This is a genomic window from Micromonospora sp. NPDC050980, from assembly GCF_040653835.1.
Taxonomy (GTDB): domain Bacteria; phylum Actinomycetota; class Actinomycetes; order Mycobacteriales; family Micromonosporaceae; genus Micromonospora.
Window position 1 is genome coordinate 185,125 of the sequence record NZ_JBFAGS010000008.1, and the last position, 25,506, is coordinate 210,630.

A 25,506-nucleotide genomic window follows, 5' to 3' on the forward strand; every position below is an offset into this window, starting at 1 on the left:
ATCAGCCCCTAAATGGTGGAATCAGGTGGATTGCCGGCGCTCGGCCACCAGCAGGACCACCGTGAACCCGGTCGGCCACCAGACCTGCGCCGGCTGGTAACCGGCCCGCGACGCCGGTGCCACCAGCACGTCGCCGGCGGACCTCGACACGGCGTGGTGGCCGGGCCGGATGAGCCAGAGCCGGCGCGGGCCGCCGCCGGCGCACCCGGCACAGCCGAGACCCGCCGGCGTGGCCAGCACGTCGACCGGCCGGTGGTCGGCCGGGACGTAGCGCGCCACCAGTTCCCGCGCGGCCGGATCGCCGTAGAGCACACCGTCCCCGCGCTGCCGCAGCCCGTCGACGATCGCCGCGACCCGGCGCGGGTCCTGGCCGTGCCCGTCGGTCGCGCGCACCGCGGTCTGGGTCGGCACGCCGACCAGGGCGATCGCCACCAGTGCGGCCACCGCCCACCGGGCGCGCAGCCGGGACAGCGCGACCGCGCCGAGCACCGCCCAGGCCGGCAGCGTGAAGAGCAGGCTCGACGGCGACCAGACCGGCGCCGCCCGGGCGGCGAGCAGCATCACCAGCGGCGGCGCCAGCGCCCAGGCGGTGCAGATCGCGGCGGCGTAGCGCAGCGGGAGGCTGAACAGGGTCAGGCCGGCCAGCACCACGCCGAGCGCGGCGACGCCGAACAGTTCCCGGGGCGTCGCCGCCAACGCGGCCAGGTCGGGCCGGACGCCGGCCGGAAGGAACCCACCGCCGTGCCCGCCGGCCGCGAGCAGCGCGGCCCCGAGCAGCACACCGGGCGCCGCGGCGGCCGACCAGCGGCCCGCCGAACCCCGCCGGAAGGCGAGCACGACCCAGCCGTGGCCGGCGAGCAGCAGCAGCGCCCCGGACTGGCACAGGCCGAGCAGGACCACCGCGCCGCCGTACGCCACGAGCCGCCGGGCGTCGGGCCGGTCCAGGACCGGCAGCAGGAGCCAGGTGGCGAGCACGGCCACGAGCAACGCCAGCGCGTGCGGCTGGGCCTCCTGCGCGGACCGGGTCGTGGTCGGCAGCACCGCGAGCAGCACGCCGGCCAGCACGCCCGTGCCCGGGGCGAACAGCCGGGCGGCCAACCCGCCGACCAGTGCCACGGCCGCGGTCACCGCCAGCAGCGAGGGTAGGCGCACGGCTACGTCGGAGGCGCCGACCAGCTCCGCCCAGCCCCGCACCAGCAGGTGGTACGGCGCGGCGGTGACCTCGCCGCCGGTCAGCGCGTCGCGCCAGGGGGACGTGGCCGCGCGCCAGGTCGCCAACTCCTCGGTCCGCATCCCCGGCGTCGGCAGGCCGTAGCCACCGAGGCCGCCCGCCAGCAGCGCCGGCAGCAGCCACGGAAGCACCCGCCACCGGCGCGCGTCGGCCGCGGCGGCCGGGGCACGGCGCGGCGGGAGGTCCTCGCCCCAGGGGTCCTCGACGCCGACCTCGGCCGGCCCGAGCCGGGGCAGGACCACGGTGTCCGCGTCCATCATCGTTCGACTCACGCATTCCTGTCGGGCCGGCGCCGGTAGCCCCGCTCGAGGGCTGGCTGACAATCCGGAGCCTACGGAGCGCAAGCCCGACACAGGACCCATATCCGGTTAAAGCTCTCGACCGGCGGTGGGTCCCTGCGACCCGACAAACCCCCGGGTCAGTTTCCTGACCCGGGGGCACTCGCCGGTCCGCCGGCCGTCCCGGGTGGACGACCGGCGGACCCGACCTCAGCCCAGCTCAGCGACGGTCCAGCGCGGGGACGCGTTCGTGACCGCGACGGTGTCACCGACGAGCGTGGTCGACGTCGCGACGTCCCGCCGCGCGCTCGTGCCGACCCACAGCTCGACGTCGCCGGGCTCCACGACCCGGGTCAGCGTGCGGTCGGAGAACGCCAGGCGAGTCGTGGGAACCGTCAACCCGACGGTCACCGACTCCCCCGGCGCCAGGCGTACCCGCCGGTAGCCGAGCAACTGCGCCACCGGCCGGGTCACCGGGGCCACCACGTCGTGGCCGTAGAGCTGGACCACGTCGTCACCGGCGACCGTGCCCGTGTTGGTGACGCACACCGTCACGTGCAGCGCGCCGCCGGTCGGCACGGTGACCGGCGCGGTCAGGGCGGAGTAGGCGAACGTCGTGTAGGACAGCCCGTGGCCGAACGGCGCCGCCGGCACCGCCGGCAGGTTGGTGACCTCGTTGCCCTGGCCGAGCGCGGGGTGCAGGTAGGAGTAGGGCTGCGCCCCGGCCGAGCCGGGGAGGCTGACCGGCAGCTTGCCCGACGGGTTCACCCGGCCGGAGAGCACGCCCGCGATCGCGCCGCCGCCCTCCTCCCCCGGGAAGAACGACTGCACCACGGCCGCGCAGCGCGACAGCGCCCAGCCGATCGCGTACGGACGGCCGGTCAACAGCACCAGCACGACCGGGGTGCCGGTGGCCAGGACCGCCTCGACCAGCTCCCGCTGCACGCCGGGCAGCTCCAGGTCCTCCCGGTCGCAGCCCTCACCGACGGTGCCCCGGCCGAAGAGGCCGGCGTGGTCACCGACGACCAGGACGGCGACGTCGGCGGCGGACGCGGTGGCGACCGCCTCGTCGAAACCGGACCGGTCGTCGCTGTCCACGTCGCAGCCGGCCGCCCAGGTGACCGGTTCGGCGCCGAGCTCGACCCGCAGCGCGTCCAGGACGCTCGGCGCCTCGAAGCCGGCCTCCACGCCGGGATGCTGGACCAGCACGTGGTTCAGGAAGGAGTAGCACCCGAACAGCGCGCCGGCCCGGTCCGCGTTCGGGCCGACGACCGCCACCCGCCGGCCCGCCGGCAGCGGAAGCACGCCCTGGTTGGCGACCAGGACGATCGACTCCTCGGCGAGGCGGCGGGCGATCGCCCGGTGTTCCGGCGGGTCCAGTTCGACCATCCGGGGCGGCTCGTCGGTGAACGTGGCGTCGAGCAGTCCCAGGTCCTGCTTCTGGCGCAGGACCCGCAGCACCGCCCGATCGACGAGGGCCTCGTCGACCCGGCCGGCCCGGACCGAGTCGGCCAGGGTCAGGTAGGCGTCGCCGGTCGGCAGCTCGATGTCGACCCCCGCGGTCAGCGCCTGCCCGGCCGCCTCCGCATGGTCGCCGGCCACGTGGTGCAGCAGGTTCAGGAAGGCGACCCCGTAGTAGTCGGCCACCACCGTGCCGTCGAAGCCCCACCGGTCCCGCAGCACCCCGGTCAGCATCGTCGGGTCACCGGCCACCGGCACGCCGTCGATCTCGGCGTAGGAGTGCATGACGCTGCGCGCGTCGCCGTCCAGGATCGCCATCTCGAACGGCAGGAACAACACGTCCGCGAGTTCCCGGGGGCCGGCGTGCACCGGGGCGAAGTTGCGCCCGGCGCGCGACGCGGAATAGCCCGCGAAGTGCTTCAACGTCGCGTGCACCCCCTGCGACTGCAGGCCGCGCACGTACGACGTGCCGATGGTGCCGACCAGATAGGGGTCCTCGGAGACGCACTCGTCGACCCGACCCCAGCGCGGGTCCCGGATCACGTCGAGCACCGGGGAGAGCCCCTGGTGGATGCCGAGCGCCCGCATCGACGACCCGATCGCCGCGGCCATCTCGGTCACCAGGTCCGGGTCGAACGCGGCGCCCCACGCCAGCGGCGTGGGGAAGGTGGCCGCCTTCCACGCGGACAGCCCGGTCAGACACTCCTCGTGGACGATCGCCGGGATACCCAGCCGGGTGCCGGTGACCAGGTCCCGCTGGAACGCCCACAACCAGGCCGCCCGCGCCGCGGCGTCGACCGGGCGGGTGCCGTAGACCCGGGTGAGGTGACCCAGCCCGTGCCGGGAGAAGTCCTCCAGCCGGACGGCGTCGGCGAACTCGCCCTGCAGCGGCGCGACCGCCTCGCCGTCCTCCTTCTCCCAGAACCCGACGAGCTGCGCGATCTTCTCGTCGAGCGTCATCCGGCCGAGCAACTCCCGCACCCGCGCCTCACTGGTGTGCCCGTCGGGTAGGTCGTGGTCCGCAACTGCCTGGACCGGTGCCGGTCCGCCCACCACCGCGTGGACCTCTGTCATGGTGTGCCTTTCCCTTGGTTGTGCTCGTGCCGCTGCCGCTCAGCCCTTGACGGCGCCTTGCAGGCCGCCGACGATCTGCTTTTCGGCGAGCGTGAAGAAGAGCAACGCCGGCAGCATCGCCAGCGAGGTGAAGGCGAGAACGCCCGCGGTGTCGGTGGTGTACTGGCTGGAGAAGTTCTGCACGCCCAGCGGCAGGGTGTGCAGGCTGACGTCACCGAGGACCAGCAGCGGCAGCAGGAACGCGTTCCAGCTCGCCACGAACGCGAGGATCCCCACGGTGACCAGCGCCGGCCGCGACAGCGGCAGCACGATGCGCCACAGGAAGCCGAGCCGGTCCGCGCCGTCGATCGCGGCGGCGTCCTCCAACTCCCGGGGGATGGCGGACAGGAACGGCCGCAGGATGACGATCGTGATCGGCAGTGAGAAGGCCACCTGCGGCAGGATCACCGCGTAGTAGGAGTTGATCAGGTTCAGGTCCCGCAGCATCAGGTAGAGCGGCAGGATGGCCGCGCCGGCCGGGAAGAGCAGGCCAAGCGTGAAGAAGGTGTGCAGCGCTTCCCGGCCACGGAAGGTGTAGCGGGCGATCACGAACGCGGCGCAGAGGCCGAGCACCACGACACCGAGCGTGGTGCCGAGCGCGATCACCGCGCTGTTGAACGCCTGCCGCCAGAAGTCGCTCTGGGTCAGCACCCGGGCGTAGTTGTCCCAGACCCACGGGTCGGGCAGCCCGGCCGGGTCCGCGACGATCTGCGGGGTGGTGCGGAAGCCGCCGACGATCACGTAGACGATCGGGGCGATCGACACGGCCGCGACGGCGAGCGCGAGCGCGTAGGTCAGCGGCGTGCCCCAGGAGATGGGCCGGCGGCCGGCGGGCCGGGAGAGGACGGAATTCGCGGTCACGGTCAGTTCGCCCTTCTCGTGATGGCGCCTTCGATGTCCCGGCGGAGCAGGAAGCGCTGGAACAGCAGCGCCGCGACGAAGGAGATGACGAACAGGATCACGGCAACCGCGTTGCCGTAGCCCCAGAGCCGGGCGAAGAACCCGTTGTCCACCATGTAGGTCGCCATGGTGGCCGACGCGCCCAGCGACCGCACCGCGGGCACCGAGGTCACCCAGACCACGTCGAAGACCTGCAACGAGCCGATCATGGACAGGAACATCCAGATCCGGATCGTCGGGCCGAGCAACGGCAGGGTGATGTGGCGCTGGATCTGCCACCAGCTCGCGCCGTCGATGGCGGCGGCCTCGGTCAACTCGTCCGGGACGTTGGACAGGCCGGCGAGCAGCAGGATGATGGCGAAGCCGACGTACTTCCAGGTGAGGATGAACAGCAGGGTCCAGATGACCACGTCGAGGTCGGCGAGCCACGCCTGCACCAGGCCGCCCAGGCCCACCGCGCGCAGGAGCACGTCGACGGTGCCGCCGCCGGTCAGGATCAGCTTCCACATGATGCCGACGGTGACCTCGGCGAGCACGTACGGCACGAAGGCCAGCAGGCGGAACGCGGCGCGCCCGCGGAAGCGGCGGTTGAGCAGCAGCGCGACGCCCAGCGCGACCGGACCCTGGATCAGCAGCGACCCGAACACGACGATGGCGTTGTTGCGCAGCGCGTCGAGGAAGATCGGGTCCTGGAAGGCCAGGACGTAGTTGTGGAAGCCGACGTACTCGGTGGGCGGGCCCACCCCGCGCCACCGGAACAGGCTGTAGTAGAACGCGAAGCCCATCGGCACCAGCACGAAGGTCACGTAGACGACGAGCGCCGGCGTGGTGAGCCCGACGATCTCGTACCACTTGCGACGGGTCTGCGCCCGACTTCCGGACTGGCGTGCGGCGGGCCGGAGGCCCGCCGGCGGCGCGGAGACGCCGCCGGCGGGGAACCGGGTCTGGTCGGTGGAGGTCACTTGCTCGCGGCCGCCTTCATGGCCGCGACGACCTTCTCCGGGCTGCCGTTGCCCGCGAAGATGGCGACGATGGCGTCGTTCATCGCGGTGCCGACCGTGCTGCCGAAGGCGGTGTCCAGCCAGAGCTGCACGTAGGTGGCATCGGACGTGGCCTGCAGGATGGACTTCAGCGCGGGGTCGGTCACACCGTCCGCGGCGCCCTTGGCGACCGGGAGGCCGGTGCCGGTGGCCGCGTAGCCCTTCTGCACCTCGGGGCTCACGATGTACTTGAGGAACTCGACGCACTCGGCCGGGGCCTGCTTGGCGCAGGCGAACCCGTCACCGCCGCCGAGGGCCGCCTTCGGGTCACCGGCGGAGCCGGAGATCGCCGGCACCGGGAACCAGCCGAGGAACTTGGCCAGCTTTTCCTTGTCGGTGGCGACCGTGTCGAGCGTGCCCCGGTTCCAGTCGCCCATCAGCTCCATCGCGGCCTTCCCGTTGGCCAGCATGCCGTTGGCGCTGGTCGGGTCGTTCTGGCCGGGCGTGGCGATGAAGTTGGCCTGGAACGGCTTGGTGTCGATGAACGCCTTGAGATCCTGGCCGGCCTTCACGAAGCACGGGTCGTCGAAGTTGCGGTCGGTGGTCGCCTTCTTCAGCGTGTCGACCGAGCACGCCCGCAGCGCGAAGTTGTACCACCAGTGGGCGGCCGGCCACTTGTCGCCGGCACCCAGGGCGATCGGGACCACGTTGATCGCCTTGAGCTTGGCGACCGCCGCGTTCAGTTCGTCGAACGTGGCCGGCGGTGAAGAAATGCCCGCCTTGGCGAACATGTCCTTGTTGTACCAGATGCCCTCGATGCCCATCCGGTACGGCAGGCCGTACTGCTTGCCGTTGACCTGCCAGATCTCCACGGCGCTGCCGATGTCGGCGACCTCGTCCTTGACCTGGTCGGTGATGTCCTTGAGGTAGTCGGCCTCCACCTGCTCGCGCATCTCGCCGCCGCCCCACGCCTGGAAGATGTCCGGCGGGTCGTTGCTGAGCAGCGCGGCGGGGAGCCGGGTGCGCTGGAGCTGGTTGGTCTCGATCGCCTCGATCTCGATCTTGACCGTCGGGTGGGCCGCGGAGAAGTCCTTGGCGACCTTCTCCCAGTAGGTCTTGCCGGGGCCGTCCTGGGAGGCGTTGTGCCACCAGGTCAGCGTCACCGGGTTCTGGTACAGCTCACCTGCCGTGTCCGCCTCGTCGTCGCCACCGCCACTGCATCCGGCGGCGACCAGGGCGCTTGTCATCAACAGTGCCAGCACGGCACCGGCGCGGCGCTTCATTGCCATTAGATGTCTCCTCGACCGCTCAGTCGGGTTACCTGTCGGGGAGTGTTACAGCCACGTTTCTCGCTGTCAATCGATATCGATAACGTTTTCGAAACCGTTGAGACACGACGCCGGGCGCCCTCTATCATCGTCGCGTGGCCTTCCCGCAGCGCGTCAAGATGTCCGACGTGGCACGTACCGCCGGCGTCTCGGTGGCGACCGTATCAAAAGTTGTCAATGGCCGGTACGGCGTTGCCCAGGCCACCGTCGAGCGCGTGCAACAGGTCATCCACGAGCTGGGATACGAGGCCGACCTGGGGGCGCAGAGCCTGCGCAGCCACCGGACGAACGTCCTGGGCATCCTGGTCGCCGAGTTCGAGCCGTTCTCGACCGAGCTGCTCAAGGGCGCCTCCCGGGAGGTGGCCGGCAGCGGCTACCAACTGCTCGCCTACTCCAGCGGCGACGGCGAGGGCGCCGCCATCGGCTGGGAGCGGCGGTCGTTGGCCCGGCTGTCCGGGACGCTCATCGACGGCGCGGTCATCGTGACGCCGACCGTGGTCGAGACGAAGCACGGCTTCCACGTGGTGGCCGTCGACCCGCACACCGGCCCGTCCGGCCTGCCCACCGTCGACTCCGACAACTTCGCCGGAGCCGTGCTGGCGACCAACTACCTGCTCTCCCTCGGCCACCGCCGGATCGGGCACATCAGCGGCCGGCCGGACCTGGAGTCGGCACGCCTGCGCGAGGCCGGCTTCCGGCAGGCCATGGCCGACGCCGGGGTCGCGGTGGACGAGCGACTCGTCCGCGTCGGCGGCTTCCGGATCGAGGGCGCCGCCGGCACCGCGACGGAACTGCTGGCGCTGCCCGACCGGCCGACCGCCATCTTCGCCGGAAACGACCTGTCCGCGATCTCCACGCTCGACGTCGCCCGCAACCTGGGCATCGCGGTCCCGGACGAGCTGTCGGTGATCGGCTTCGACAACGTCCCGGAGTCGGCGCTCGTCGACCCGCCGCTGACCACGATCCGGCAACCGCTGCAACGGATGGGCGCCGAGTCGCTACGCCTGCTGATCGACCTGATCGCCGGCGTGGAACGCGACGCGCACATCCGGCTCCCCACCGAGCTGGTGGTGCGGGCCTCCTGCCGGCCGCACGACTAGACGGCCGCGCGCGACCACCGCTGGTTGGCGCCGGCGTTGCAGGTGTACTGGATGAGGACCACGCCGTCGGCGGTCGAGGCGGCGGGCACGTCGACGCACTTGCCGCTGTGCCGGGCGCGGAGCTGGAACCAGTCACCGTCGGTGATCATCTGGAACTGCTGGTTGGCGCCGGTGCCGCAGGTGTACTGGATCAGCTCGGCGCCGTCGGCGGTGGAGGCGCTCACCACGTCGAGGCACTTGCCGCTGTGCCGGCTGACCAGGCGCCAGTAGCCGCTGCCGGCGTCGGCGAACTGCCACTGCTGCCAGGCGTTGCCGCGGTAGGTGTACTGGCCGACGCGCGCGCCGTTGTCGGTGTTGGGTGACTGGACGTCCATCGCCTTGCCGCTGTGCCGCACGGTGAGCCGGTAGAACGTTGCGGTGGACGGCGGTGGCGTAGTGGGTCCGCCGCCGACGGCGTCGCCCCAGCCGTAGCGGATCCGGTCCGCGCCGGAGGCGTTGCGGACGGTCAGGTGCAGATCGGTGCCGCTGCCGCTGAGGGAGAACATCGAGTACCAGTCGTAGCCGATGCTGCCGGGCTTGCCGCCGAGGGCGGGCCAGTAGGTGCCGCCCATCCGGTTGTCGCGCATCACCTGGGCCACGGCGCGGATGTGGCGGACGAAGTTGTCGGTGCTGTTCGCGTCGGCGTAGTCGCGGCCGTCGTTCATCGGCGCGCCGAACTCGGTGGTCACGGCGCGGGAGGCGCAGTTTCCCAGCCGGGTCTGGATGTGGCTGCGGAAGGCGTCGTAGCTCATCGCATCGTAGAAGAACGCGTAGTGGTGGAAGGAGAACAACGTCGAGGCGAAGCGGGGATCGTTGCAGACGTCGCGCAGGTCCTGGCTGAAGCCGGTGCCGCCGATCAGCACCCGGGCGGGCACCGCCGAGTAGTGGTACCGCAGCCACTCGGCGGCGACGTCGCGCCACTGCGCCGAGGTGTAGCCGTGCGGCTCGTTCATCGGTTCGAAGTAGACGTTGCCGTTCGCGCCGTAGGTGTTGGTGACGGTGGACCACATCGCGTTCCAGGCGGCGAGGTTCGTGATCCGGCCGCCGGAGGCGGCGCCGTCCTCCCAGTAGGCCAGGATGACCTTGAAACCGCGTTCGGTGGCGGCGTCGATCGCGCCCCGGTAGGCGTTCCACCACGCGGTCCCCACCGTGTGGGTGTTGATCGGCAGCCGGACGGTGTTGACCCCCATCCGGGCAGCCATCTCGTCGTAGAGCGCGTTGGCCTTGGCCCGCACCGTCGCGTTGCTGTCGGAGGCGCTCAGGCCCTGCACCACGAGTGGGCCGGTGCTGAAGTTGTCGCCGAGCACGGCCCAGTTCATGCCGCGGAAACCGTCGGTGGCGGCGGTCGCCGGCGACGAGGCGACGACGATGCCGCCGACCATCGCGGTGATGGCCGTGACCAGCCCGATCAGCGTCCGACGAACCATTCGGCCCCGCCTCATCCCGCGCGTCCTCAAGCGATGCACATCGATGTTTACGTTAACATGACGATACCTCAAGATTTCGGATCGGGTCGCGGGCGATTGACGGGATCACATCGACCGCCGTAACGTGCCGGCCGAGTTTCGGAAAAGTTCCCGGAAGTTTCGGACGTTCGCGCTCGCCGGAAGGACCACCATGAAACCGAGCCGCTGGATCGCCGCCGGCCTCGTCGCCGTGGCGACCGCCGCCACCCTCAACGTCGTGCCCGCCACCGCCGGGCGCCCCTACGACCCGACCACGCAGACCCTGCGCGACCTGGCCAAGCGCCACGGCCTGTACGTGGGCACCGCGGTCGACATGGCCGCCCTCGACGACGCCGCCGAGCCGCGCTACCGCGAGCTGGCCGGGTCCGAGTTCTCCACCGTCACCGCCGAGAACGTGATGAAGTGGGAAAGCCTGGAGCCCACCCGGGGCACCTACAACTGGGGACCGGCCGACGAGTTGGTCGCCTTCGCCCGCCAGCACCACCAGCGGGTCCGCGGCCACGTGCTGGTCTGGCACAACCAGCTCCCGACCTGGCTGACCAGCGGCGTCGAGGACGGCTCCATCGACGCCACCGAGCTACGCCGCATCCTGCGCGACCACATCACCGCGGTGGTCCGCCACTTCAAGGGCCAGATCTGGCAGTGGGACGTGGTGAACGAGGCGGTCAGCGACCCCTGGGACACCCCGTCCACCCTGCACTACAAGGGCTTCTGGGCACAGCACCTGGGCCCCGGCTACATCGCCGACGCGTTCCGCTGGGCCCGCGCCGCCGACCCGAAGGCGCTGCTGTTCTACAACGACTACAACATCGAGGCGTTCGGCTCCGGCAACCCGGCCGACGACAAGACGCAGTTCGTCTACGAGATGGCCCGTGACCTGCGCGCCCGGGGCGTGCCTATCGACGGTGTCGGCAGCCAGGGCCACCTGGGCACCCAGTACGGCAACTACGACACCCTCCAGGTCGCCGCCGCGCTGCGCAGGTTCGCCGGCCTGGGGCTGGCGACAGCGCTCACCGAGGTGGACGTGCGCAGCCAGATCACCGCGGGGGTCGAGGCGGGCGACTCCGCCGAGATCAACCCCCGGTTGCAGGCGTCCGCGGCCAACTTCAGCACCCTGCTGCGGGCCTGCCTGGCCGAACGGCACTGCCTGTCGTTCACCCTCTGGGGCTTCACCGACAAGCACTCCTGGGTGCCCGGCGCGTTCTCCGACCCGCCGGAGGGCCTGGCCACCGTCTACGACGAGAACTACCAGCCGAAGCGGGCCTACCAGGAGCTGAAGGCCGACCTCATCTACTCCGGCCCGCCGTTCGTGCTGCCCCGCGTCCCGCAGCGGCCACACCGGTAGGCCAAGCTCACGCCGACCGGCGGCGGAGTTCCGACTCCAGCCGCCGGATCAGCGTGCTGCGGGACCTGCCGCCGCGCTCACGGCGCAGCGCCGCGTCAAGCTGGCGCTTGTCGAGGTCGCGCACCAGCTTGACCGCCTCGGCCACCGGCATCTCGGTCACCCGCTCGGCGGCGGTCGCGTCCCGGCGCGCCCGCTTCGCCGGGCCGGTGTTCGAGACGTACTGCCGGCCGGAGCGCGACGCGCGCCGCTTGCGGGTGTCGGTCGCCCGCCGATCCTTCTCCGACAGCTCCTCCCATGCCTGTTTCGGAAGGTAACGGCGGGTTTCGCCGTCGTGGCGCGCGCGCGTGTCGCCGGTGCGGGTCTGCCACTGCTCGCCGCCCCAGCGCTGCAACGAGCGCTGCCGCGCGTCCTTCGGACCCTCGAAGCCCCCGCCACGCTTCTTGTACTCGTTCGTCAGCAGCTGCGACTTGCGGGCCGACCACTGCCCCGGCCGGCCACCCTTGTCGGAGGCCTTGATCTCCTCCTTGAGCCGCTCCCGGAGCTCCGGCTTCGTGTACTTCGCCATGACCCGGCGTTACCCGGACCGGGCCCGGCCATGCCCGCCTCAGCCGGCGGCCCGGTAGGTGAGGTCCAGCGTGTCGACCCGGCCGGACCAGGCCAGCCGCAGATGCCAGCAACCGGCCGTGGGCAGGTCGACGATGGACGGTCCGGGGCCGCCGGCGACCTCCTGGGTGACCTGGGTGCCGGCGCCGTCGAGGGTCGCCGTGATCACCAGTGTGGTCGACGCGGTCGGGTCCGGCGAGGTCGCCGCCGGAGCGGACACCCAGAGGATCTTGTTGGTCGGCCCCTCGCTCCGGCCGACGGTCAGCGGGTGCCCGAACAGGACCGCGACGATCTCGCCCCGGTCGCCGAGCACGTGCGGCATCCGGGTGTCGCCGCCGAACCCGGCGTCCGCCGACCCCGGGGGTGGTACGCCTCCCGCCCGGGTTCCACCGGGAGTTTGACCGACGCCCGCGGCGGAAAGAGTGGCGGGATGAGCTGGGCCAGAAGAGCCGTACCCGCCGCCGTCGCCGCCGTCGCCGCGATGGCCGCGCGGGACCTGCTGCAACGTGACCACGCGCTGCGGCGCAACTTCCCCGTCCTCGGCCGCGCCCGCTACCTGATCGAGTCGATCGGGCCGGAGCTGCGGCAGTACGTCGTGGCCGGCAACGACGAGGAGCGGCCCTTCACCCGCGACCAGCGGCGCTGGGTGTACGCCTCGGCGAAGCAGGAGAACAACTACTTCGGGTTCGGCACCGACAACGACATCGAGCACACCCGCGGCTATCCGATCATCAAGCATCGCACCTTCGGCCGGGCCGTGCCGCCGTCCGCGCCGCGCGCCGGGCACGACGTGACGCTCCCCTGCGCGAAGGTGCTGGGCGCGGCGCGCGGCCGGGCGCGGGCATTCCGGCCGGAGTCGGTGGTCAACATCTCCGGGATGAGCTTCGGCTCGCTCTCCGCCAACGCGATCGAGGCGCTGAACCGGGGCGCCGCGCTCGCCGGCTGCCTGCACAACACCGGCGAGGGCGGGCTGTCGCCATACCACCGCAACGGTGGTGAGCTGGTCCTGCAGCTGGGCACCGCCTACTTCGGCTGCCGCGACGAGCACGGCCGGTTCAGCCTGGAACGGCTCAAGGACCTGGTGGCGGGTGCGCCGGTGCGGGCGTTGGAGATCAAGCTCAGTCAGGGCGCCAAGCCGAGCCTCGGCGGCCTGCTGCCGGCGGCGAAGGTCTCCGCCGAGATCGCCGCGACCCGGGGCGTCCCGGCCGGGCGGGACTGCGTCAGCCCGTCGCGGCACGCCGAGTTCTCCGACTGCGACAGCCTGCTGGACTGGGTGGAGCTGCTGGCCGCCGAGACCGGCCTGCCGGTCGGCATCAAGTCCGCCGTCGGTGATCTCGGTTTCTGGACGGAGCTGACCGAGCTGATGCGTGACACCGGCCGCGGCGTGGACTTCGTGACCGTCGACGGCGGCGAGGGCGGCACCGGCGCCGCCCCGCTGATCTTCAGCGACTCGGTGTCGCTGCCGTTCCAGCAGGGCTTCTCCCGCGTCTACCGGACGTTCGCCGAGCGTGGCCTGCACGAGCAGGTGGTGTTCGTCGGCGCCGGCAAGCTCGGCCTGCCGGACAACGCGGTGGTCGCGTTCGCGCTCGGCGCCGACATGGTGAACGTGGGCCGGGAGGCGATGCTGGCGATCGGCTGCATCCAGGCGCAGAAGTGTCACACCGACACCTGCCCGACCGGCGTCGCCACCCAGAACGCCTGGCTGGCCCGGGGCCTGGACCCGGCCCGCAAGTCGGTGCGCGCCGCCAACTACCTGCGTACGCTGCGTCGGGACCTGGTGCGGGTCGCCGAGGCGTGCGGGGTCGAGCACCCCGGGCTGATCGGCACCGACTCCGTCGAGATCGCCGACGGCCGCACCGCCTCCACCCCGCTGGACCAGGTGTACGGCTACCGGCCGGAGTGGGGTCTGCCGTCGGCCGCCGACCGGGCGGAGATCGTCCGGCTGATGACGCCGGAGGCACCACGCGGCGGCAGCGCGCCCCCCTCCCCCACCGCCGTCGGCTGACGTCCCGCCGCCGCGTGCTCAGAGCACTCCGGCGAGCCGCCCCCGCCAGCCGGCGAGGACCGCGCCGGCATCGGTGTCCAGCACCCGCTCCAGCAGCGTGGCGTAGACGTCCCGGAAGTCGGTGGTGAACTTCAGGTCGCCGTCGTCGAGGTCGGTGAGGCTGGGCGGCTCGCCGTGCAGCCCGCCGTCGACCGGGTCGCCCAGCAGCAGCAGGTTCGACGCGGTGCCGTGGTCGGTGCCGTCGGAGGCGTTGGCCCGGACCCGGCGGCCGAACTCCGAGTAGACGGCCACCACCACCTTCCGTCCCGCCTCGGTCCGGGCCATCCGGTCGGTGAAGCGGCTCAACGCGCCGTCGAGTTGCCCGAGCAGCACCTGCTGGAGCTGCTTCTCGTCGGCGTGGGTGTCGAAGCCGCCGAGCGAGACGGAGAAGACCCGGGTGACCACCCCCGCCTCGACGCACCGCGCGACGAGGTCGAGCTGCGCGTCCAGCGAGGCGCGGGCGCCGCCGGTGGCGGTGGCCGGCGCGGTCTCCCCGTCGTCCTCGGTCTCCGGCCCGTCCGGCGTGTCGCGGACCTGCCGGACCATCGCGTCGACCGCGCGCAGGTCGGCGAAGCAGGCCGCGGCGCGGGCGCGGGCGGGTGAGTCGTCCGGCGCCTCGGCGGCCAGCGCGGCGAGCGTGTCGGCGCCGAGGCGGGGCGTGTTCTCCCGCTCGGTCACCGGCACCGACGCACCGGCGCCGCGCTGGCCGGCCAGCAGCGGCGGCAGGGCGGGCTCGAACGACACCGCGAGCCGGGGGTCGGCGCCGGCCCGGTCGAGCCAGCGACCCAGCCAGCCGGTGGTGCCGGGCCGGTCCGGTTGGGCGGTGTGCCAGATGTCCATGGACCGGAAGTGGCTGCGGTCCGGCCTCGGGTAGCCGACGCCGCGCACCACCGCGAGCCGGCCCGCGCCGTAGGCCCGGTGCAGTCCGGTCAGCGCCGGGTTGAGACCGCTGCCGTCGTCGAGCCGCAGCACCTCCTCGGCGGAGTAGGCCAGCTCGGGCCGCGCATCCCGGTATGCCGGGTCGGCGTACGGCACGACGGTGTTCAGTCCGTCGTTGCCGCCGTAGAGGGTGACCAGGACCAGCGTGCGGGCCTGCGGGTCACGGTCGCCGGCGGTGTCGAGCAGGTCGTTCAGGCGGTAGGCGGCGGCGCCGCCGGCCAGGGCGGTCGCGCCGACCACGCCACTGGCCACCAGGAACCGCCGTCGGGTCAGGACGTCCACGGATCGCTCCTCTCAACTGACCGCGTACTCGGGGCTGACCAGGCCGGCCACCAGCAATCGGCGGGGCTGTCCGGCCAGCGGGGTCAGGGCGGCCCGGGTGCGGTCGCTCCACCGGTCGACCACCAGCAGCCGCGCCAGCGCGTCGGGGCGGGCCGCCGGTGGGGCGGCGGCGAGCCGGCCCAGCGCCCGCGCATCGGCGACGCCGGCCAACTGGTCGGCGACCCGCAGCCGGGCCTGCAACGACGAGGTGGTCAGCCAGGCCGTGCCGGCCGGCCAGCCGCCGACGCTCGGCGGACGCAACGGCACCTGGTCCAGGGCGGCGAGTGCGGCCGACAGCCGGCGCCGGGCCGCCTCAGGCAACGCCGACGGGCGTACGCCCAACTGTCGGGCGGCGCCGACCAGCCATTCGACGGGTTGTTTGACCAGCGTGTCGCGGGTCTGCGCGAACGCCGGCGCGGTGAAGATCCGGCGCAACGTGCCGACGGTGTCCGGGCCGGCGAGGTCCGCCGGGGCGGGCACCTGCGTGCCGGCGTAGCGGAACCAGAGTCGACCGGCGACGAACCGGGCCGCCTCCGGGCGGCCGGCGAGCAGCGCCGCGTAGGAGCCGGCGTCGAAGGCGGCGCTGCGCCCGAGGATCGTCTTCGGGCCGGGATCGTGCCGCCGGGGCGCGAACCGCGCGTCGCCGGTGCGCCGGTCCACCGTCCAGCCGGTGAGCGCCCGCGCGCCCTCCTTCACGTCGGTCTCGCGGTAGCCACCGAGGCCGAGGGTGAACAGCTCCATCAATTCCCGGGCCAGGTTCTCGTTCGGCGCCTTCCTGGTGTTCTGCTGGCCGTCGAGCCAGAGGATGAGTGCCGGGTCCCGCACCATCGCGTCGACGAGCGGCGGCAGCGGCCCGCGGCCGAGTCGGCGCAGGGTCTCCAGTTGGCGCAGCATCAGCGGCGCGGAGCGGACCTTGCGCACGCTGGTGGCCCAGTGCCCGTGCCAGAAGAACAGCAGCTTCTCGTCGCACTGGTGCTCGGCGGCGACCATCCGGGCCAGCCACCAGGCGGTCAACGTGTCCACCTGCTCGCGACGCTCGCGATTGGCCTGCTGGCGTCGCTCGCGGGTGGCGCCCTTGCCGAGCGCCGCCGCCGGGTCCGGGCCGAGGTCGGGTGTGGGGGTGGCCGTCGCGCCCCGGTCGGTGCCGGTGGGGCCGAGCAGCCGGTCGAGGGTGGCGGCGAGGCCGGCGCGTGCGGCGGCGTCCACCTCGTCGGCGGTCGGCCCGAACGTCGCCCGCCGCAACAGGTGCGCCACCGCTTCCCGTTCCGTCATGGCGCCGACGTTAGCGGCGCGGTGTTCGAGGACGGTAAGGGTCGGGTCCGGGCGGGATCTGTCACCGGTGGGGCGTAGCGTGCGCGGCATGGCTGTGGACACCAGGCCGGCGGTGCGCGCCGGTCGCCTCCGGCTGCTGCCGTTGGCCCTGGTGTTCCTGACCGTCGGCACCTCGACCGCCGTGGTGCTGCCGTTCCTGTCGCTGTTCCTCGACAGCGAGGTGCGCGCCGGCCCGCTGCGGGTCACCGTCTTCCTGGTGCTCGCGCCGCTGTCCGGGGTGGCCGTCGCCGCGCTCGTCGGGCGCCTGTCGGACCGGTGGCCGATCCGCCGCCGGCTGCTGATCGGTGCCGCGCTGGCCGGCATGGTGGGCGCCGGGCTGACCGCGTTCGTGCGCGACTACTGGCTCCTGCTGGGGTTGACCGTGACCCTCACGGCCCTGGCGGGCTCGTTGTTCCCGCAGTCGTTCGCCTACGCCCGCCAGCTGCTCGACCGGGACAGTCCCGGGCGGGCCGCGCTGGGCATCAGCGCCCTGCGTACCGTCTTCTCGCTGGCCTGGGTCGGCGGGCCGCCGCTGGCCGCGGTCCTGCTCTCCGTCGGCGGGTTCCGGTTGGTCTACGGCACGGCCGCGGTCATGTACGCGCTCGCGGCGCTGGTGGCCACGCTCCGGTTGGCGGAGGTGCCCGTCCCGCCGAGACCGCCCGCCGACGAGCGGGGCGCCGCCGCGCCGGCCGCGTCGCGGTGGCGGCTGGCGCTGACCGTGGCCGCCTTCACCATGTTGCAGTGCCCCCTGACGCTGGGCGTGCAGGTGCTGCCGTTGTTCATCGGGCGGGAGCTGCGCGGCGACCCGGCGCAGGCGGGCCTGGTGCTGGGCCTCTGCGCGGCGTTGGAGATCCCGCTGATGCTGGGGCTGGGCGCGCTCACCGCGCGGGTTCGGCTGCGCACGCTGGTCCTGTTCGGCGGCGCCTGCGGCGTCGCCTACTACGCGGTCGCGGCCGTGGCTCCCGGCGTGCCGGTGCTGCTCGGCGCGCAGCCGGTCAACGCGCTGTTCATCGCCGCGGTGTCCGGCGTCGGCATCGCCTACGTGCAGGATCTGCTGCCGGGCCAGCCCGGCCGGGCCACCACGCTGTTCACCAACACGTTCCCGATCGGCGCCATGCTGGCCGGTCCGTTGCTGGGGCTCTCCGCGCAGGTCGGCTTCCGCTGGGCGTACGTGATGAACACCGCGTTGTGCGCGGCCGGCCTGCTGGTCCTGGTGCTGACCCGGCCCGGACGGTCGGCGGCGGCGGCGGCGGCCTGACGCTTCCGCGCGGGCGGTCAGCGTCGGCGGGCCAGCACCACGTGGTCGACCAGTTCCCCGGTGTGCCCGTCGTGGGTGGCGGTGCGGCGGAACTCTCCGAGCCGCTCGGTTTCCCAGCGGTCGGCGTCGATGCCGATCGCGGCGAGGATCTGCTCCGGGCTGGCGAAGCGGGGGTCGTCGGGGTCGAGCCCGGACCACGGCGGCGGCGCGCCGTGCTCGACGACGAGCAGCCGGCCGCCGGGCGCGACCGCCTCGGCCGCCGGGGGCAGCACCTGCTCCCGGGGCAGCGCCAGTGGGGACTGGAAGAACTGCGCGGACACCAGGTCGAAGCGACCGGCCGGGAAGCCCTGGTTCAGCACGTCGCGGCGCACGGTGGTGATCCGGTCCGGCACGCCGGCGCGCGCGGCCTCGGTCGCGAGCCGCTCCAGCGCCACGGCGGAGACGTCCACGGCGGTGACCCGCCAGCCCTGGCGGGCCAGCCAGATCGCGTCGTCGCCCTCGCCGCAGCCCAGGTCGAGCGCGGTGCCGGGCGGCAGCGCGCCGGCCACGTCGGCGAGCACCGGGTTCACCCGGCCACTCCAGATCCGGTCGGCCTGCCCGTAACGCTCGTCCCAGAACTCGGCCGGGTCGGCGTCCGTCGGTGGGTTCTGGTGGTGCTGCTGGTGGTGCCCGGTCATGATGCCCCTGCCTCCTTCGGCGCCGTGCGCGTCGGCGGCCCGGCACCGCCATGGTGCGCGCGCGACGGTCGGGCGGCAAGCAACCTTGCCGGTATGGCAAACAGGCGGCCCGGTCGGGGTCACCCCGCAGAGACCTCGGACCAACCCCTCAGACCAGATGGCCGGACCCGGCAAGATATCGAAGAATCGGCGCGCCGGCGCCGGCGCCGGCCCGGGACGCGGCAGGATTAGCGCGCGGCTCCCCGGGGCAGACACTCGTCATCGACCACGGATCCGAGGGGAGCTGACGGCATGACCAAGGGTGACATCGACACTTATCAGCAGGACGGGCAGTGGAAGAACCGCCCCGAGGGCAACGAGCGCGCGACCAGTCGCCACGAGACGAAGGCGGAGGCGGAGGCGGCCGGCCGGGAGATGGCGGCCGAGCGAGGCGCCGAGCACGTGATCAAGAAGCAGGACGGCACCATCGGCGAGAAGAACACCTACCCCCGCAGCCGCGACCCCCGCGAGATCCCGGGCTGAACGGCAGCCCCGCGAACGCCGGACGGCGCCGGACCCGGGAGGGCCCGGCGCCGTCCGCATTTCCGCTAAAAACTTTTGTTGGTTTCCTACAACGGCTCCCGGTCAGGGTTCGGTGATTACGATATGGCGCCACTCGCTGGCAGACGGCAGGGTGAGGCGAGCCGGGGGCGCCGTCGCCGACCGGCGCTCCACCCTGGGTCTACCGAAGGGGACGGTCACGTGTTCACCCGTGTCGCCATCGTCAACCGTGGTGAGGCCGCCATGCGGCTCATCCACGCGGTCCGGGAACTGGCCGCGGAGACCGGCAGCCGGATCGAGACCGTCGCGTTGCACACCGACGTCGACCGCACCGCCACCTTCGTCCGCGAGGCGGACGTCGCCTACGACCTGGGGCCCGCCTCCGCCCGCCCGTACCTCGACCTGAAGGTGCTGGAGCGCGCGCTGGTGGAGACCCGCGCGGACGCCGCGTGGGTCGGCTGGGGGTTCGTGGCCGAGGACCCGGCCTTCGCCGAGCTGTGCGAGAAGGTCGGCGTCACCTTCGTCGGGCCCAGCCCGGACGCGATGCGCAAGCTCGGCGACAAGATCGGCGCGAAGCTGATCGCCGAGGAGGTCGGCGTGCCGGTCGCGCCGTGGAGCCGCGGCGCGGTGGAGAGCCTGGAGGCGGCGGTGGCCGCGGCGGCGGAGATCGGCTACCCGCTGATGCTGAAGGCGACCGCGGGCGGCGGCGGACGCGGCATCCGGGTGGTCCGCAGCGACGCCGACCTGGCCGACGCCTACGAACGCACCAGCCAGGAGGCCGCGCGGGCGTTCGGCAGCGGCGTGGTGTTCCTGGAGCGCCTGGTCACCGGCGCCCGGCACGTCGAGGTGCAGGTGATCGCGGACGGGCAGGGCACCGCATGGGCGCTCGGTGTACGGGACTGCTCGGTGCAGCGGCGCAACCAGAAGGTGATCGAGGAGTCGGCGTCGCCGGTGCTGAGCCCGGAGCAGGCCGCCGAGCTCAAGGCGTCGGCCGAGCGGCTGGCGGTGGCGGTCGGCTACCGCGGCGCGGCGACGGTGGAGTTCCTCTACCACCCCGGCGACCGGATGTTTGCCTTCCTGGAGGTCAACACCCGGCTCCAGGTCGAGCACCCGATCACCGAGTCGACCACCGGGTTCGACCTGGTCAAGGCGCAGTTGCACGTCGCCGGCGGCGGGCGGCTCACCGGCGCGCCGCCGGCCGAGCGCGGGCACGCGATCGAGGCGCGGCTCAACGCCGAGGACCCGGACCGCGACTTCGCCCCCTCCCCCGGCCGGATCAGCCGGCTGGACCTGCCCGCCGGGCCGGGCATCCGGGTGGACACCGGGGTCAGCGAGGGCGACACCATCCCCGCCGACTTCGACTCCATGATCGCGAAGATCATCGCGTACGGCCGCGACCGGGACGAGGCGCTCGGCCGGTTGCGCCGGGCGATGGCGAACACCACTGTGGTGATCGAGGGCGGGGCGACGAACAAGAGCTTCGTGCTCGACCTGCTCGACCAGCCCGAGGTGATCGACGCCAGCGCGGACACCGGCTGGATCGACCGGGTCCGCGGCGAGGGTCGCCTCGTCGCGCACCGGCACTCCGCGGTGGCGCTGGCCGCCGCCGCGATCGAGGCGTACGAGGAGGACGAGACCGCCGAGCGGCAGCGGCTGCTGTCCACCGCGGCCGGCGGTCGCCCGCAGGTGCAGCACCGCAGCGGCCGGCCGCTCGACCTGAAGTTGCGCGGCGTCAGCTACCGGATGCGGGTGGCGCGGGTCGGCGCGCACCGGTTCCGGGTCGGCATCGAGGTCGGCGGCGACGCCCGCACCGCGGACGTCGAGCTGGACCGCTTCGACCGGCACACCGGGCAGATCGCCGTCAACGGCGTGCGGCACCGGCTGCTCACCGGCACCCACGGGCCGGTGCACCTGGTCGAAGTGGACGGCGTGACGCACCGGATCAGCCGGGACGAGGGCGGCGTGGTGCGCTCCCCGATGCCGGCGCTCGTCGTCGCCACGCCGCTGGAGATCGGCGCTGAGGTCGAGGCCGGCGCGCCGGTGCTGGTGCTGGAGGCGATGAAGATGGAGACGGTGCTGCGGGCGCCGTTCCGGGCCCGCCTGAAGGAGTCCGCCGTCGCGGTGGGCACCCAGGTGGAGGCCGGCGCGCCGCTGCTGCGCCTGGAGCCGCTCGCCGACGCCGCCGACGAGACCGCCGCCGCCCCGGACGAGCCGGTCGCCGAGCTGGACCTGCCCGTCGCCCCCGCCGACGTGCCGGCGCGGACCCGGGCCGAACGCGGCCGGGAGGACCTGCGCGGCCTGCTGCTCGGCTTCGACGTCGACCCGCACGACGAGCGCCGGGTGCTCGACGACTACCTCGACGCGCGGCGGGCGGCCACCGACGCCGGGCACCGGCCGCTGGCCGAGGAGCTGGAGCTGGTGGACGTCTTCGCCGACCTGGCCGAGCTGAGCCGCAACCGGCCCACCGGCGAGGACGGCACCGGCGGCCACCTGCACAGCGTCCGTGAACACTTCCACACCTACCTGCAGAGCCTCGACGTGGAGCGGGCCGGGTCACCCGAGCCGTTCCGGGCCCGCCTGGCCACGGCGCTCGGCCACTACGGCGTCACCGAGCTGGACCGCTGCCCCGCGCTCGAGGCCGCGGTGTTCCGGATCTTCCTGGCCCAGCAGCGGGCCGCCACCGACGCCACCGCGATCGCCGCGCTGCTGCGCTCGTGGCTGCGGGAGCCGCCGCCGGACGACGCGCTGCGCGAGCCCGCCGGCCTCGCGCTGGAACGGCTGATCTCGGCCACCCAGGTCCGCTTCCCGGTCGTCGCCGACCTCGCGCGGGGCGTGGTGTTCGCCTGGTTCGCCCAGCCGCTGCTGCGCCGCAACCGGGCCCGAGTGTATGCGCGGGTCCGGGCCCACCTGCGTCACCTCGACACCCACCCGGACTCGCCGGACCGGGCCGAGCGGGTCGCCGAGATGGTTCGCAGCACCGAGCCGCTGGTCCGGCTGCTCGGCCAGCGACTGGTCCGGGCCAACCTGGACAACGCCACCATGCTGGAGGTGCTGACCCGGCGCTACTACGGCAACAAGGCGCTCACCGGCGTGCGCACCCGCACGGCCGGCGGCTGCGTGTTCGTGGTGGCCGGACGCGCCTCGTCGAGCGTGGTCTCCGCCGCGGTCCGGTTCGACGCGCTCGGCGACGCGCTGCGCGGGCTGGCCGAGGTGGCGCAGGACGAGGACGCGGTCGACGCGGACGTCTACCTGGCCTGGGAGAGCCAGCCGGAGGACCAGGACGCCACCGCCGCCGCGCTGCTCGACGTGATCAACGCGCACCCGTTGCCGGACCGGGTCCGCCGCATCACCACCACTGTCGCCGGGCGCGGCGGCGCGGTGATGCACCACCACTTCACGTTCCGCCCCGACGGCACCGCGATGGCCGAGGAGCGGCTGATCCGTGGCCTGCACCCGTACATCGCGCAGCGGATGCAGCTGGAGCGGCTGCGTGGCTTCGACCTGACCCGGCTGCGCTCGCTGGACGAGGAGGTCTACCTCTTCCAGGCCGCCGCCCGGGAGAACCCGTCCGACCAGCGGCTCGTGGCGTTCGCACAGGTCCGTGACCTGACCGAGCTGCGGGAACAGGACGGCCGGCTGGTCGCGTTGCCGACCACCGAGGACGCGGTCGCCGCCTGCCTCGACTCGATCCGCCGCGCGCAGTCCCGGCGGCCGTCCAAGGTGCGGTTCCCGACCAACCGGATCGTCATCTACGTCTGGCCGCCGAGCGAGCTGACCCGTGAGGAGATGGAGCTGATCGCCGCCCGGGTGGGCCCGACGACGGTCGGCGCCGACCTGGAGGAGATCCTGTTCATCGGCCGGCAGCGGGACCGCCGCACCGGCGAGCTGACCAAGGTCGGCGTCCGGATCGCCTTCGACGTCACCGGGCGTGCCCGGCTCACCGTCGGCGAGCCGCCGACCGAGCCGGTCGAGCCGCTCGACGACTACCGGCTCAAGGTGCTGCGGGCGGCCAGCCGCAACACGGTCTACCCGTACGAGCTGACCGGCCTGCTCGGCGACTTCACCGAGCACGACCTGGACGCCGAGCACGTGCTGGCGCCGGTGGACCGTCCGAAGGGGCGCAACAGCGCGGCGATCGTGGCCGGCGTGGTGACCACGCCGACGGCCCGGCACCCGCAGGGCGTCACCCGGGTGGTGCTGCTCGGCGACCCGACGAAGTCGCTCGGCGCGCTCTCCGAGCCGGAGTGCCGGCGGGTGATCGCCGCGCTGGACCTGGCGCAGCGGATGGGCGTGCCGCTGGAGTGGTACGCGCTCTCCGCCGGCGCCCGCATCTCGATGACCTCGGGCACCGAGAACATGGACTGGGTGGCCGCCGCGCTCAAGCGGATCGTCGAGTTCACCCAGGCCGGCGGTGAGATCAACATCGTGGTGGCGGGCATCAACGTGGGCGCCCAGCCCTACTGGAACGCCGAGGCGACGATGCTCATGCACACCAGGGGCGTGCTGGTCATGACGCCCGATTCGGCGATGGTGCTGACCGGCAAGCAGTCGCTGGACTTCTCCGGCGGCGTGTCCGCCGAGGACAACTTCGGCATCGGCGGCTACGACCGGGTGATGGGCCCGAACGGGCAGGCACAATACTGGGCGCCGGACCTGCCGGCCGCGCACGAGGTGCTGATGGCGCACTACGACCACACGTACGTGGCCCCGGGCGAGGCCACGCCGCGCCGGGCGACCACCACCGACCCGGTGGACCGGGACGTCTGCGCCTTCCCGCACGCGGTGGCCGGCAGCGACTTCACCACGGTCGGGGAGATCTTCTCCGCCACCGCGAACCCGGACCGGAAGAAGCCGTTCGACATTCGTACCGTGATGCGCGCCCTCGCCGACCAGGACCACCCGGTGCTGGAGCGGTGGGCCGGGATGGCCGACGCGGAGACCGCGGTGGTGCAGGACGTGCACCTCGGCGGCATCCCGGTGTGCCTGCTCGGCATCGAGTCCCGCTCGGTGCCCCGGCACGGTTTCCCACCCACCGACGGCCCGGACACCTACACCGCCGGCACGCTGTTCCCCCGCTCGTCGAAGAAGGCGGCGCGGGCGATCAACGCGGCCAGCGGCAACCGGCCGCTCGTGGTGCTGGCAAACCTGTCCGGCTTCGACGGCTCCCCGGAGTCGATGCGCAAGCTGCAACTGGAGTACGGCGCGGAGATCGGCCGGGCGATCGTCAACTTCCGCGGCCCGATCGTGTTCTGCGTGATCTCGCGCTACCACGGCGGCGCGTTCGTGGTGTTCTCCAAGGCGCTCAACCCGGCCATGACCGTGCTGGCGATCGAGGGCTCGTACGCCTCGGTGCTCGGCGGCGCGCCGGCCGCCGCCGTGGTCTTCGCCGGCGAGGTCGCCGCGCGCACCGCGGCCGATCCCCGGGTACGCGAGCTGGAGGGCCGGGTGGCCGCCGCAGCCGTCACCGACCGCGCGACGCTCACCGCGGAGCTGGACGAGCTGCGGTCGTCGGTGCGGGCGGAGAAGCTGGGCGCGGTGGCCACCGAGTTCGACCGGGTGCACAGCATCCAGCGCGCGGTCGAGGTCGGCTCGGTGGACGCGGTGATCGGCGCCGCCGAGCTGCGTCCGCGTGTCATCGCGGCGATCGAGGCGCACCTGGACTGATCCCTATCGCACCGCCGGCGGCGGACGGACCCCTCGGGGCCGTCCGCCGCTTCGCGTGCGCGGCGACCCGGCGTGTCGTGCCGGCTCGCCGCGCACCGGCGTGACCGATCCCATCGGCTGGAACTTTCCGCCCCTCGGGTCCGACCAACGGCACGAACGCCATCTTCGAGGGGACACTGTCATGCCCAGCACCACCAGCGGCCGGTTCCTGCGCCGGGCGGCCCTGATCGGCGCCGCCCTGCTGGCCGTCACCGTCGCCGGCTGCGGTTCCGCCGACGACTCCACCACTCCGGCGGCGACGACCTCCGCGTCGGCGAGCGCGGCGGCCGGGGTGCTCGGCGTCGTCGACCCGTGGGTGAAGGCCGCCGACAAGGGCATGACCGCCGCGTTCGGCACCCTGGTCAACGACGGCGACGCCGACGTGACGATCACCGGCGCGGCCACCGAGGTCTCCCCGATGGAGCTGCACGAGATGACCATGCAGGACGGGAAGATGGTCATGCAGCCCAAGCAGGGCGGCATCGTGGTCAAGGCGCACTCGCGTGCCACGCTGGAGCCCGGCGGCGACCACCTGATGCTGATGAACATCGCCAGGCCGGTGAAGGCCGGCGACGAGCTGAGCTTCACGCTCACCTTCGCCGACGGCCGCACCCAGACCTTCAGCGCGGTGGCCAAGCCGTTCACCGGCGCGCAGGAGACCTACGCCCCCGGCCACGGCGACAGCCCGATGCCGGAGATGAGCACGAGCCCCACGGCATGACCGACCGCACCGAGCGCAGCGAGGGCCGGGAGAGCATGCCCAGCCAGCCCAGCATGACCGACCGCACCGAGCGCAGCGAGGGCCGGGAGAGCATGCCCAGCCAGCCCAGCATGACCGACCGCACCGAGCGCAGCGAGGGCCGGGAGAG

The 25,506-nt window shown here is 73.1% G+C and carries 18 protein-coding genes; 7 read left to right on the forward strand and 11 right to left on the reverse strand.

From position 1 onward, the window contains the following. Positions 1-21 precede the first annotated feature (21 nt). From AB0H28_RS15485 to AB0H28_RS15505, 5 genes are all read right to left on the reverse strand, one after another. On the reverse strand, positions 22-1,503 hold the full coding sequence (locus tag AB0H28_RS15485; protein ID WP_358039541.1) for a glycosyltransferase family 39 protein: 1,482 nt from the start codon (positions 1,501-1,503) through the stop codon (positions 22-24). 216 nt (positions 1,504-1,719) lie between these two features. After that, the gene (locus AB0H28_RS15490) at positions 1,720-4,044 is read right to left on the reverse strand and encodes a glycoside hydrolase family 3 N-terminal domain-containing protein (protein ID WP_358039543.1); all 2,325 of its coding nucleotides are present in this window, start codon (positions 4,042-4,044) and stop codon (positions 1,720-1,722) included. A gap of 39 nt (positions 4,045-4,083) precedes the next feature. Further along, complete coding sequence (locus tag AB0H28_RS15495) at positions 4,084-4,950, reverse strand: carbohydrate ABC transporter permease (protein WP_358039698.1); 867 nt, start codon at positions 4,948-4,950, stop codon at positions 4,084-4,086. After that, positions 4,947-5,945 carry a sugar ABC transporter permease gene (locus AB0H28_RS15500; RefSeq protein ID WP_358039546.1) on the reverse strand — a complete coding sequence of 333 codons (999 nt, stop codon included), beginning with the start codon at positions 5,943-5,945 and terminating at the stop codon, positions 4,947-4,949. Before AB0H28_RS15500 ends, AB0H28_RS15495 begins: the two co-directional genes overlap by 4 nt. After that, positions 5,942-7,252: an extracellular solute-binding protein gene (locus AB0H28_RS15505; protein ID WP_358039549.1), complete on the reverse strand. Its 1,311-nt coding sequence runs from the start codon at positions 7,250-7,252 to the stop codon at positions 5,942-5,944. The genes AB0H28_RS15500 and AB0H28_RS15505 overlap by 4 nt, the downstream gene beginning before the upstream one ends. A 134-nt stretch (positions 7,253-7,386) precedes the next feature. Between AB0H28_RS15505 and AB0H28_RS15510 the strand changes: the two genes are divergently transcribed. Further along, entirely contained in the window at positions 7,387-8,391 is a 1,005-nt protein-coding gene (locus AB0H28_RS15510; RefSeq protein ID WP_358039552.1) for a LacI family DNA-binding transcriptional regulator, read from the forward strand. Here AB0H28_RS15510 and AB0H28_RS15515 read toward each other — a convergent pair. After that, on the reverse strand, positions 8,388-9,857 hold the full coding sequence (locus tag AB0H28_RS15515; protein ID WP_358039555.1) for an RICIN domain-containing protein: 1,470 nt from the start codon (positions 9,855-9,857) through the stop codon (positions 8,388-8,390). The genes AB0H28_RS15510 and AB0H28_RS15515 overlap by 4 nt on opposite strands. 190 nt (positions 9,858-10,047) lie before the next feature. Between AB0H28_RS15515 and AB0H28_RS15520 the strand changes: the two genes are divergently transcribed. Then, on the forward strand, positions 10,048-11,241 hold the full coding sequence (locus AB0H28_RS15520; RefSeq protein ID WP_358039558.1) for an endo-1,4-beta-xylanase: 1,194 nt from the start codon (positions 10,048-10,050) through the stop codon (positions 11,239-11,241). Between the two features lie 7 nt (positions 11,242-11,248). Here the strand turns inward: AB0H28_RS15520 and AB0H28_RS15525 are convergent, their stop codons facing one another. Beyond that, a complete protein-coding gene (locus AB0H28_RS15525; RefSeq protein ID WP_358039561.1) occupies positions 11,249-11,806 on the reverse strand; it encodes a DUF5872 domain-containing protein in 558 nt (185 codons plus the stop codon). A gap of 39 nt (positions 11,807-11,845) precedes the next feature. Continuing rightward, the gene (locus AB0H28_RS15530; protein WP_358039564.1) at positions 11,846-12,166 is read right to left on the reverse strand and encodes a hypothetical protein; all 321 of its coding nucleotides are present in this window, start codon (positions 12,164-12,166) and stop codon (positions 11,846-11,848) included. A 108-nt stretch (positions 12,167-12,274) separates the two neighbouring features. On the opposite strand from AB0H28_RS15530, the gene AB0H28_RS15535 reads away from it, so the two are divergent. Next, entirely contained in the window at positions 12,275-13,849 is a 1,575-nt protein-coding gene (locus AB0H28_RS15535) for an FMN-binding glutamate synthase family protein (RefSeq protein ID WP_358039567.1), read from the forward strand. Between the two features lie 18 nt (positions 13,850-13,867). Here AB0H28_RS15535 and AB0H28_RS15540 read toward each other — a convergent pair whose 3' ends face one another. After that, positions 13,868-15,109 (reverse strand): DUF1501 domain-containing protein, encoded by a 1,242-nt coding sequence (locus AB0H28_RS15540; RefSeq protein ID WP_358039570.1) that lies wholly within the window; start codon positions 15,107-15,109, stop codon positions 13,868-13,870. 12 nt (positions 15,110-15,121) lie between these two features. Then, on the reverse strand, positions 15,122-16,420 hold the full coding sequence (locus AB0H28_RS15545) for a DUF1800 domain-containing protein (RefSeq protein WP_358039573.1): 1,299 nt from the start codon (positions 16,418-16,420) through the stop codon (positions 15,122-15,124). A gap of 88 nt (positions 16,421-16,508) precedes the next feature. On the opposite strand from AB0H28_RS15545, the gene AB0H28_RS15550 reads away from it, so the two are divergent. Further along, positions 16,509-17,717, forward strand: a complete 1,209-nt coding sequence (locus AB0H28_RS15550; RefSeq protein WP_358039576.1) for a sugar efflux transporter — start codon at positions 16,509-16,511, stop codon at positions 17,715-17,717. A gap of 17 nt (positions 17,718-17,734) precedes the next feature. Here AB0H28_RS15550 and AB0H28_RS15555 read toward each other — a convergent pair whose 3' ends face one another. Next, positions 17,735-18,394, reverse strand: a complete 660-nt coding sequence (locus AB0H28_RS15555) for a class I SAM-dependent methyltransferase (protein ID WP_358039579.1) — start codon at positions 18,392-18,394, stop codon at positions 17,735-17,737. 291 nt (positions 18,395-18,685) lie between these two features. Between AB0H28_RS15555 and AB0H28_RS15560 the strand changes: the two genes are divergently transcribed. The 3 genes from AB0H28_RS15560 (at position 18,686) to AB0H28_RS15570 (ending at position 25,358) form a co-directional block, all read left to right on the forward strand. Continuing rightward, positions 18,686-18,916 (forward strand): DUF2188 domain-containing protein, encoded by a 231-nt coding sequence (locus tag AB0H28_RS15560; RefSeq protein ID WP_358039582.1) that lies wholly within the window; start codon positions 18,686-18,688, stop codon positions 18,914-18,916. A 219-nt stretch (positions 18,917-19,135) separates the two neighbouring features. Continuing rightward, a complete protein-coding gene (locus AB0H28_RS15565; RefSeq protein ID WP_358039585.1) occupies positions 19,136-24,598 on the forward strand; it encodes a carboxyl transferase domain-containing protein in 5,463 nt (1,820 codons plus the stop codon). A gap of 181 nt (positions 24,599-24,779) precedes the next feature. Next, entirely contained in the window at positions 24,780-25,358 is a 579-nt protein-coding gene (locus tag AB0H28_RS15570) for a copper chaperone PCu(A)C (RefSeq protein WP_358039588.1), read from the forward strand. Positions 25,359-25,506: the final 148 nt, after the last annotated feature.

Bases quoted from the DNA above. Each gene is read 5' to 3' on its own strand.
- AB0H28_RS15490 (WP_358039543.1), bottom strand. From the start codon at position 4,044: ATGACAGAGGTCCACGCGGTGGTGGGCGGACCGGCACCGGTCCAGGCA.
- AB0H28_RS15505 (WP_358039549.1), bottom strand. From the start codon at position 7,252: ATGGCAATGAAGCGCCGCGCCGGTGCCGTGCTGGCACTGTTGATGACA.
- AB0H28_RS15515 (WP_358039555.1), bottom strand. From the start codon at position 9,857: ATGGTTCGTCGGACGCTGATCGGGCTGGTCACGGCCATCACCGCGATG.
- AB0H28_RS15520 (WP_358039558.1), top strand. From the start codon at position 10,048: ATGAAACCGAGCCGCTGGATCGCCGCCGGCCTCGTCGCCGTGGCGACC.
- AB0H28_RS15525 (WP_358039561.1), bottom strand. From the start codon at position 11,806: ATGGCGAAGTACACGAAGCCGGAGCTCCGGGAGCGGCTCAAGGAGGAG.
- AB0H28_RS15530 (WP_358039564.1), bottom strand. From the start codon at position 12,166: ATGCCGCACGTGCTCGGCGACCGGGGCGAGATCGTCGCGGTCCTGTTC.
- AB0H28_RS15535 (WP_358039567.1), top strand. From the start codon at position 12,275: ATGAGCTGGGCCAGAAGAGCCGTACCCGCCGCCGTCGCCGCCGTCGCC.
- AB0H28_RS15545 (WP_358039573.1), bottom strand. From the start codon at position 16,420: ATGACGGAACGGGAAGCGGTGGCGCACCTGTTGCGGCGGGCGACGTTC.
- AB0H28_RS15550 (WP_358039576.1), top strand. From the start codon at position 16,509: ATGGCTGTGGACACCAGGCCGGCGGTGCGCGCCGGTCGCCTCCGGCTG.
- AB0H28_RS15555 (WP_358039579.1), bottom strand. From the start codon at position 18,394: ATGACCGGGCACCACCAGCAGCACCACCAGAACCCACCGACGGACGCC.
- AB0H28_RS15560 (WP_358039582.1), top strand. From the start codon at position 18,686: ATGACCAAGGGTGACATCGACACTTATCAGCAGGACGGGCAGTGGAAG.
- AB0H28_RS15570 (WP_358039588.1), top strand. From the start codon at position 24,780: ATGCCCAGCACCACCAGCGGCCGGTTCCTGCGCCGGGCGGCCCTGATC.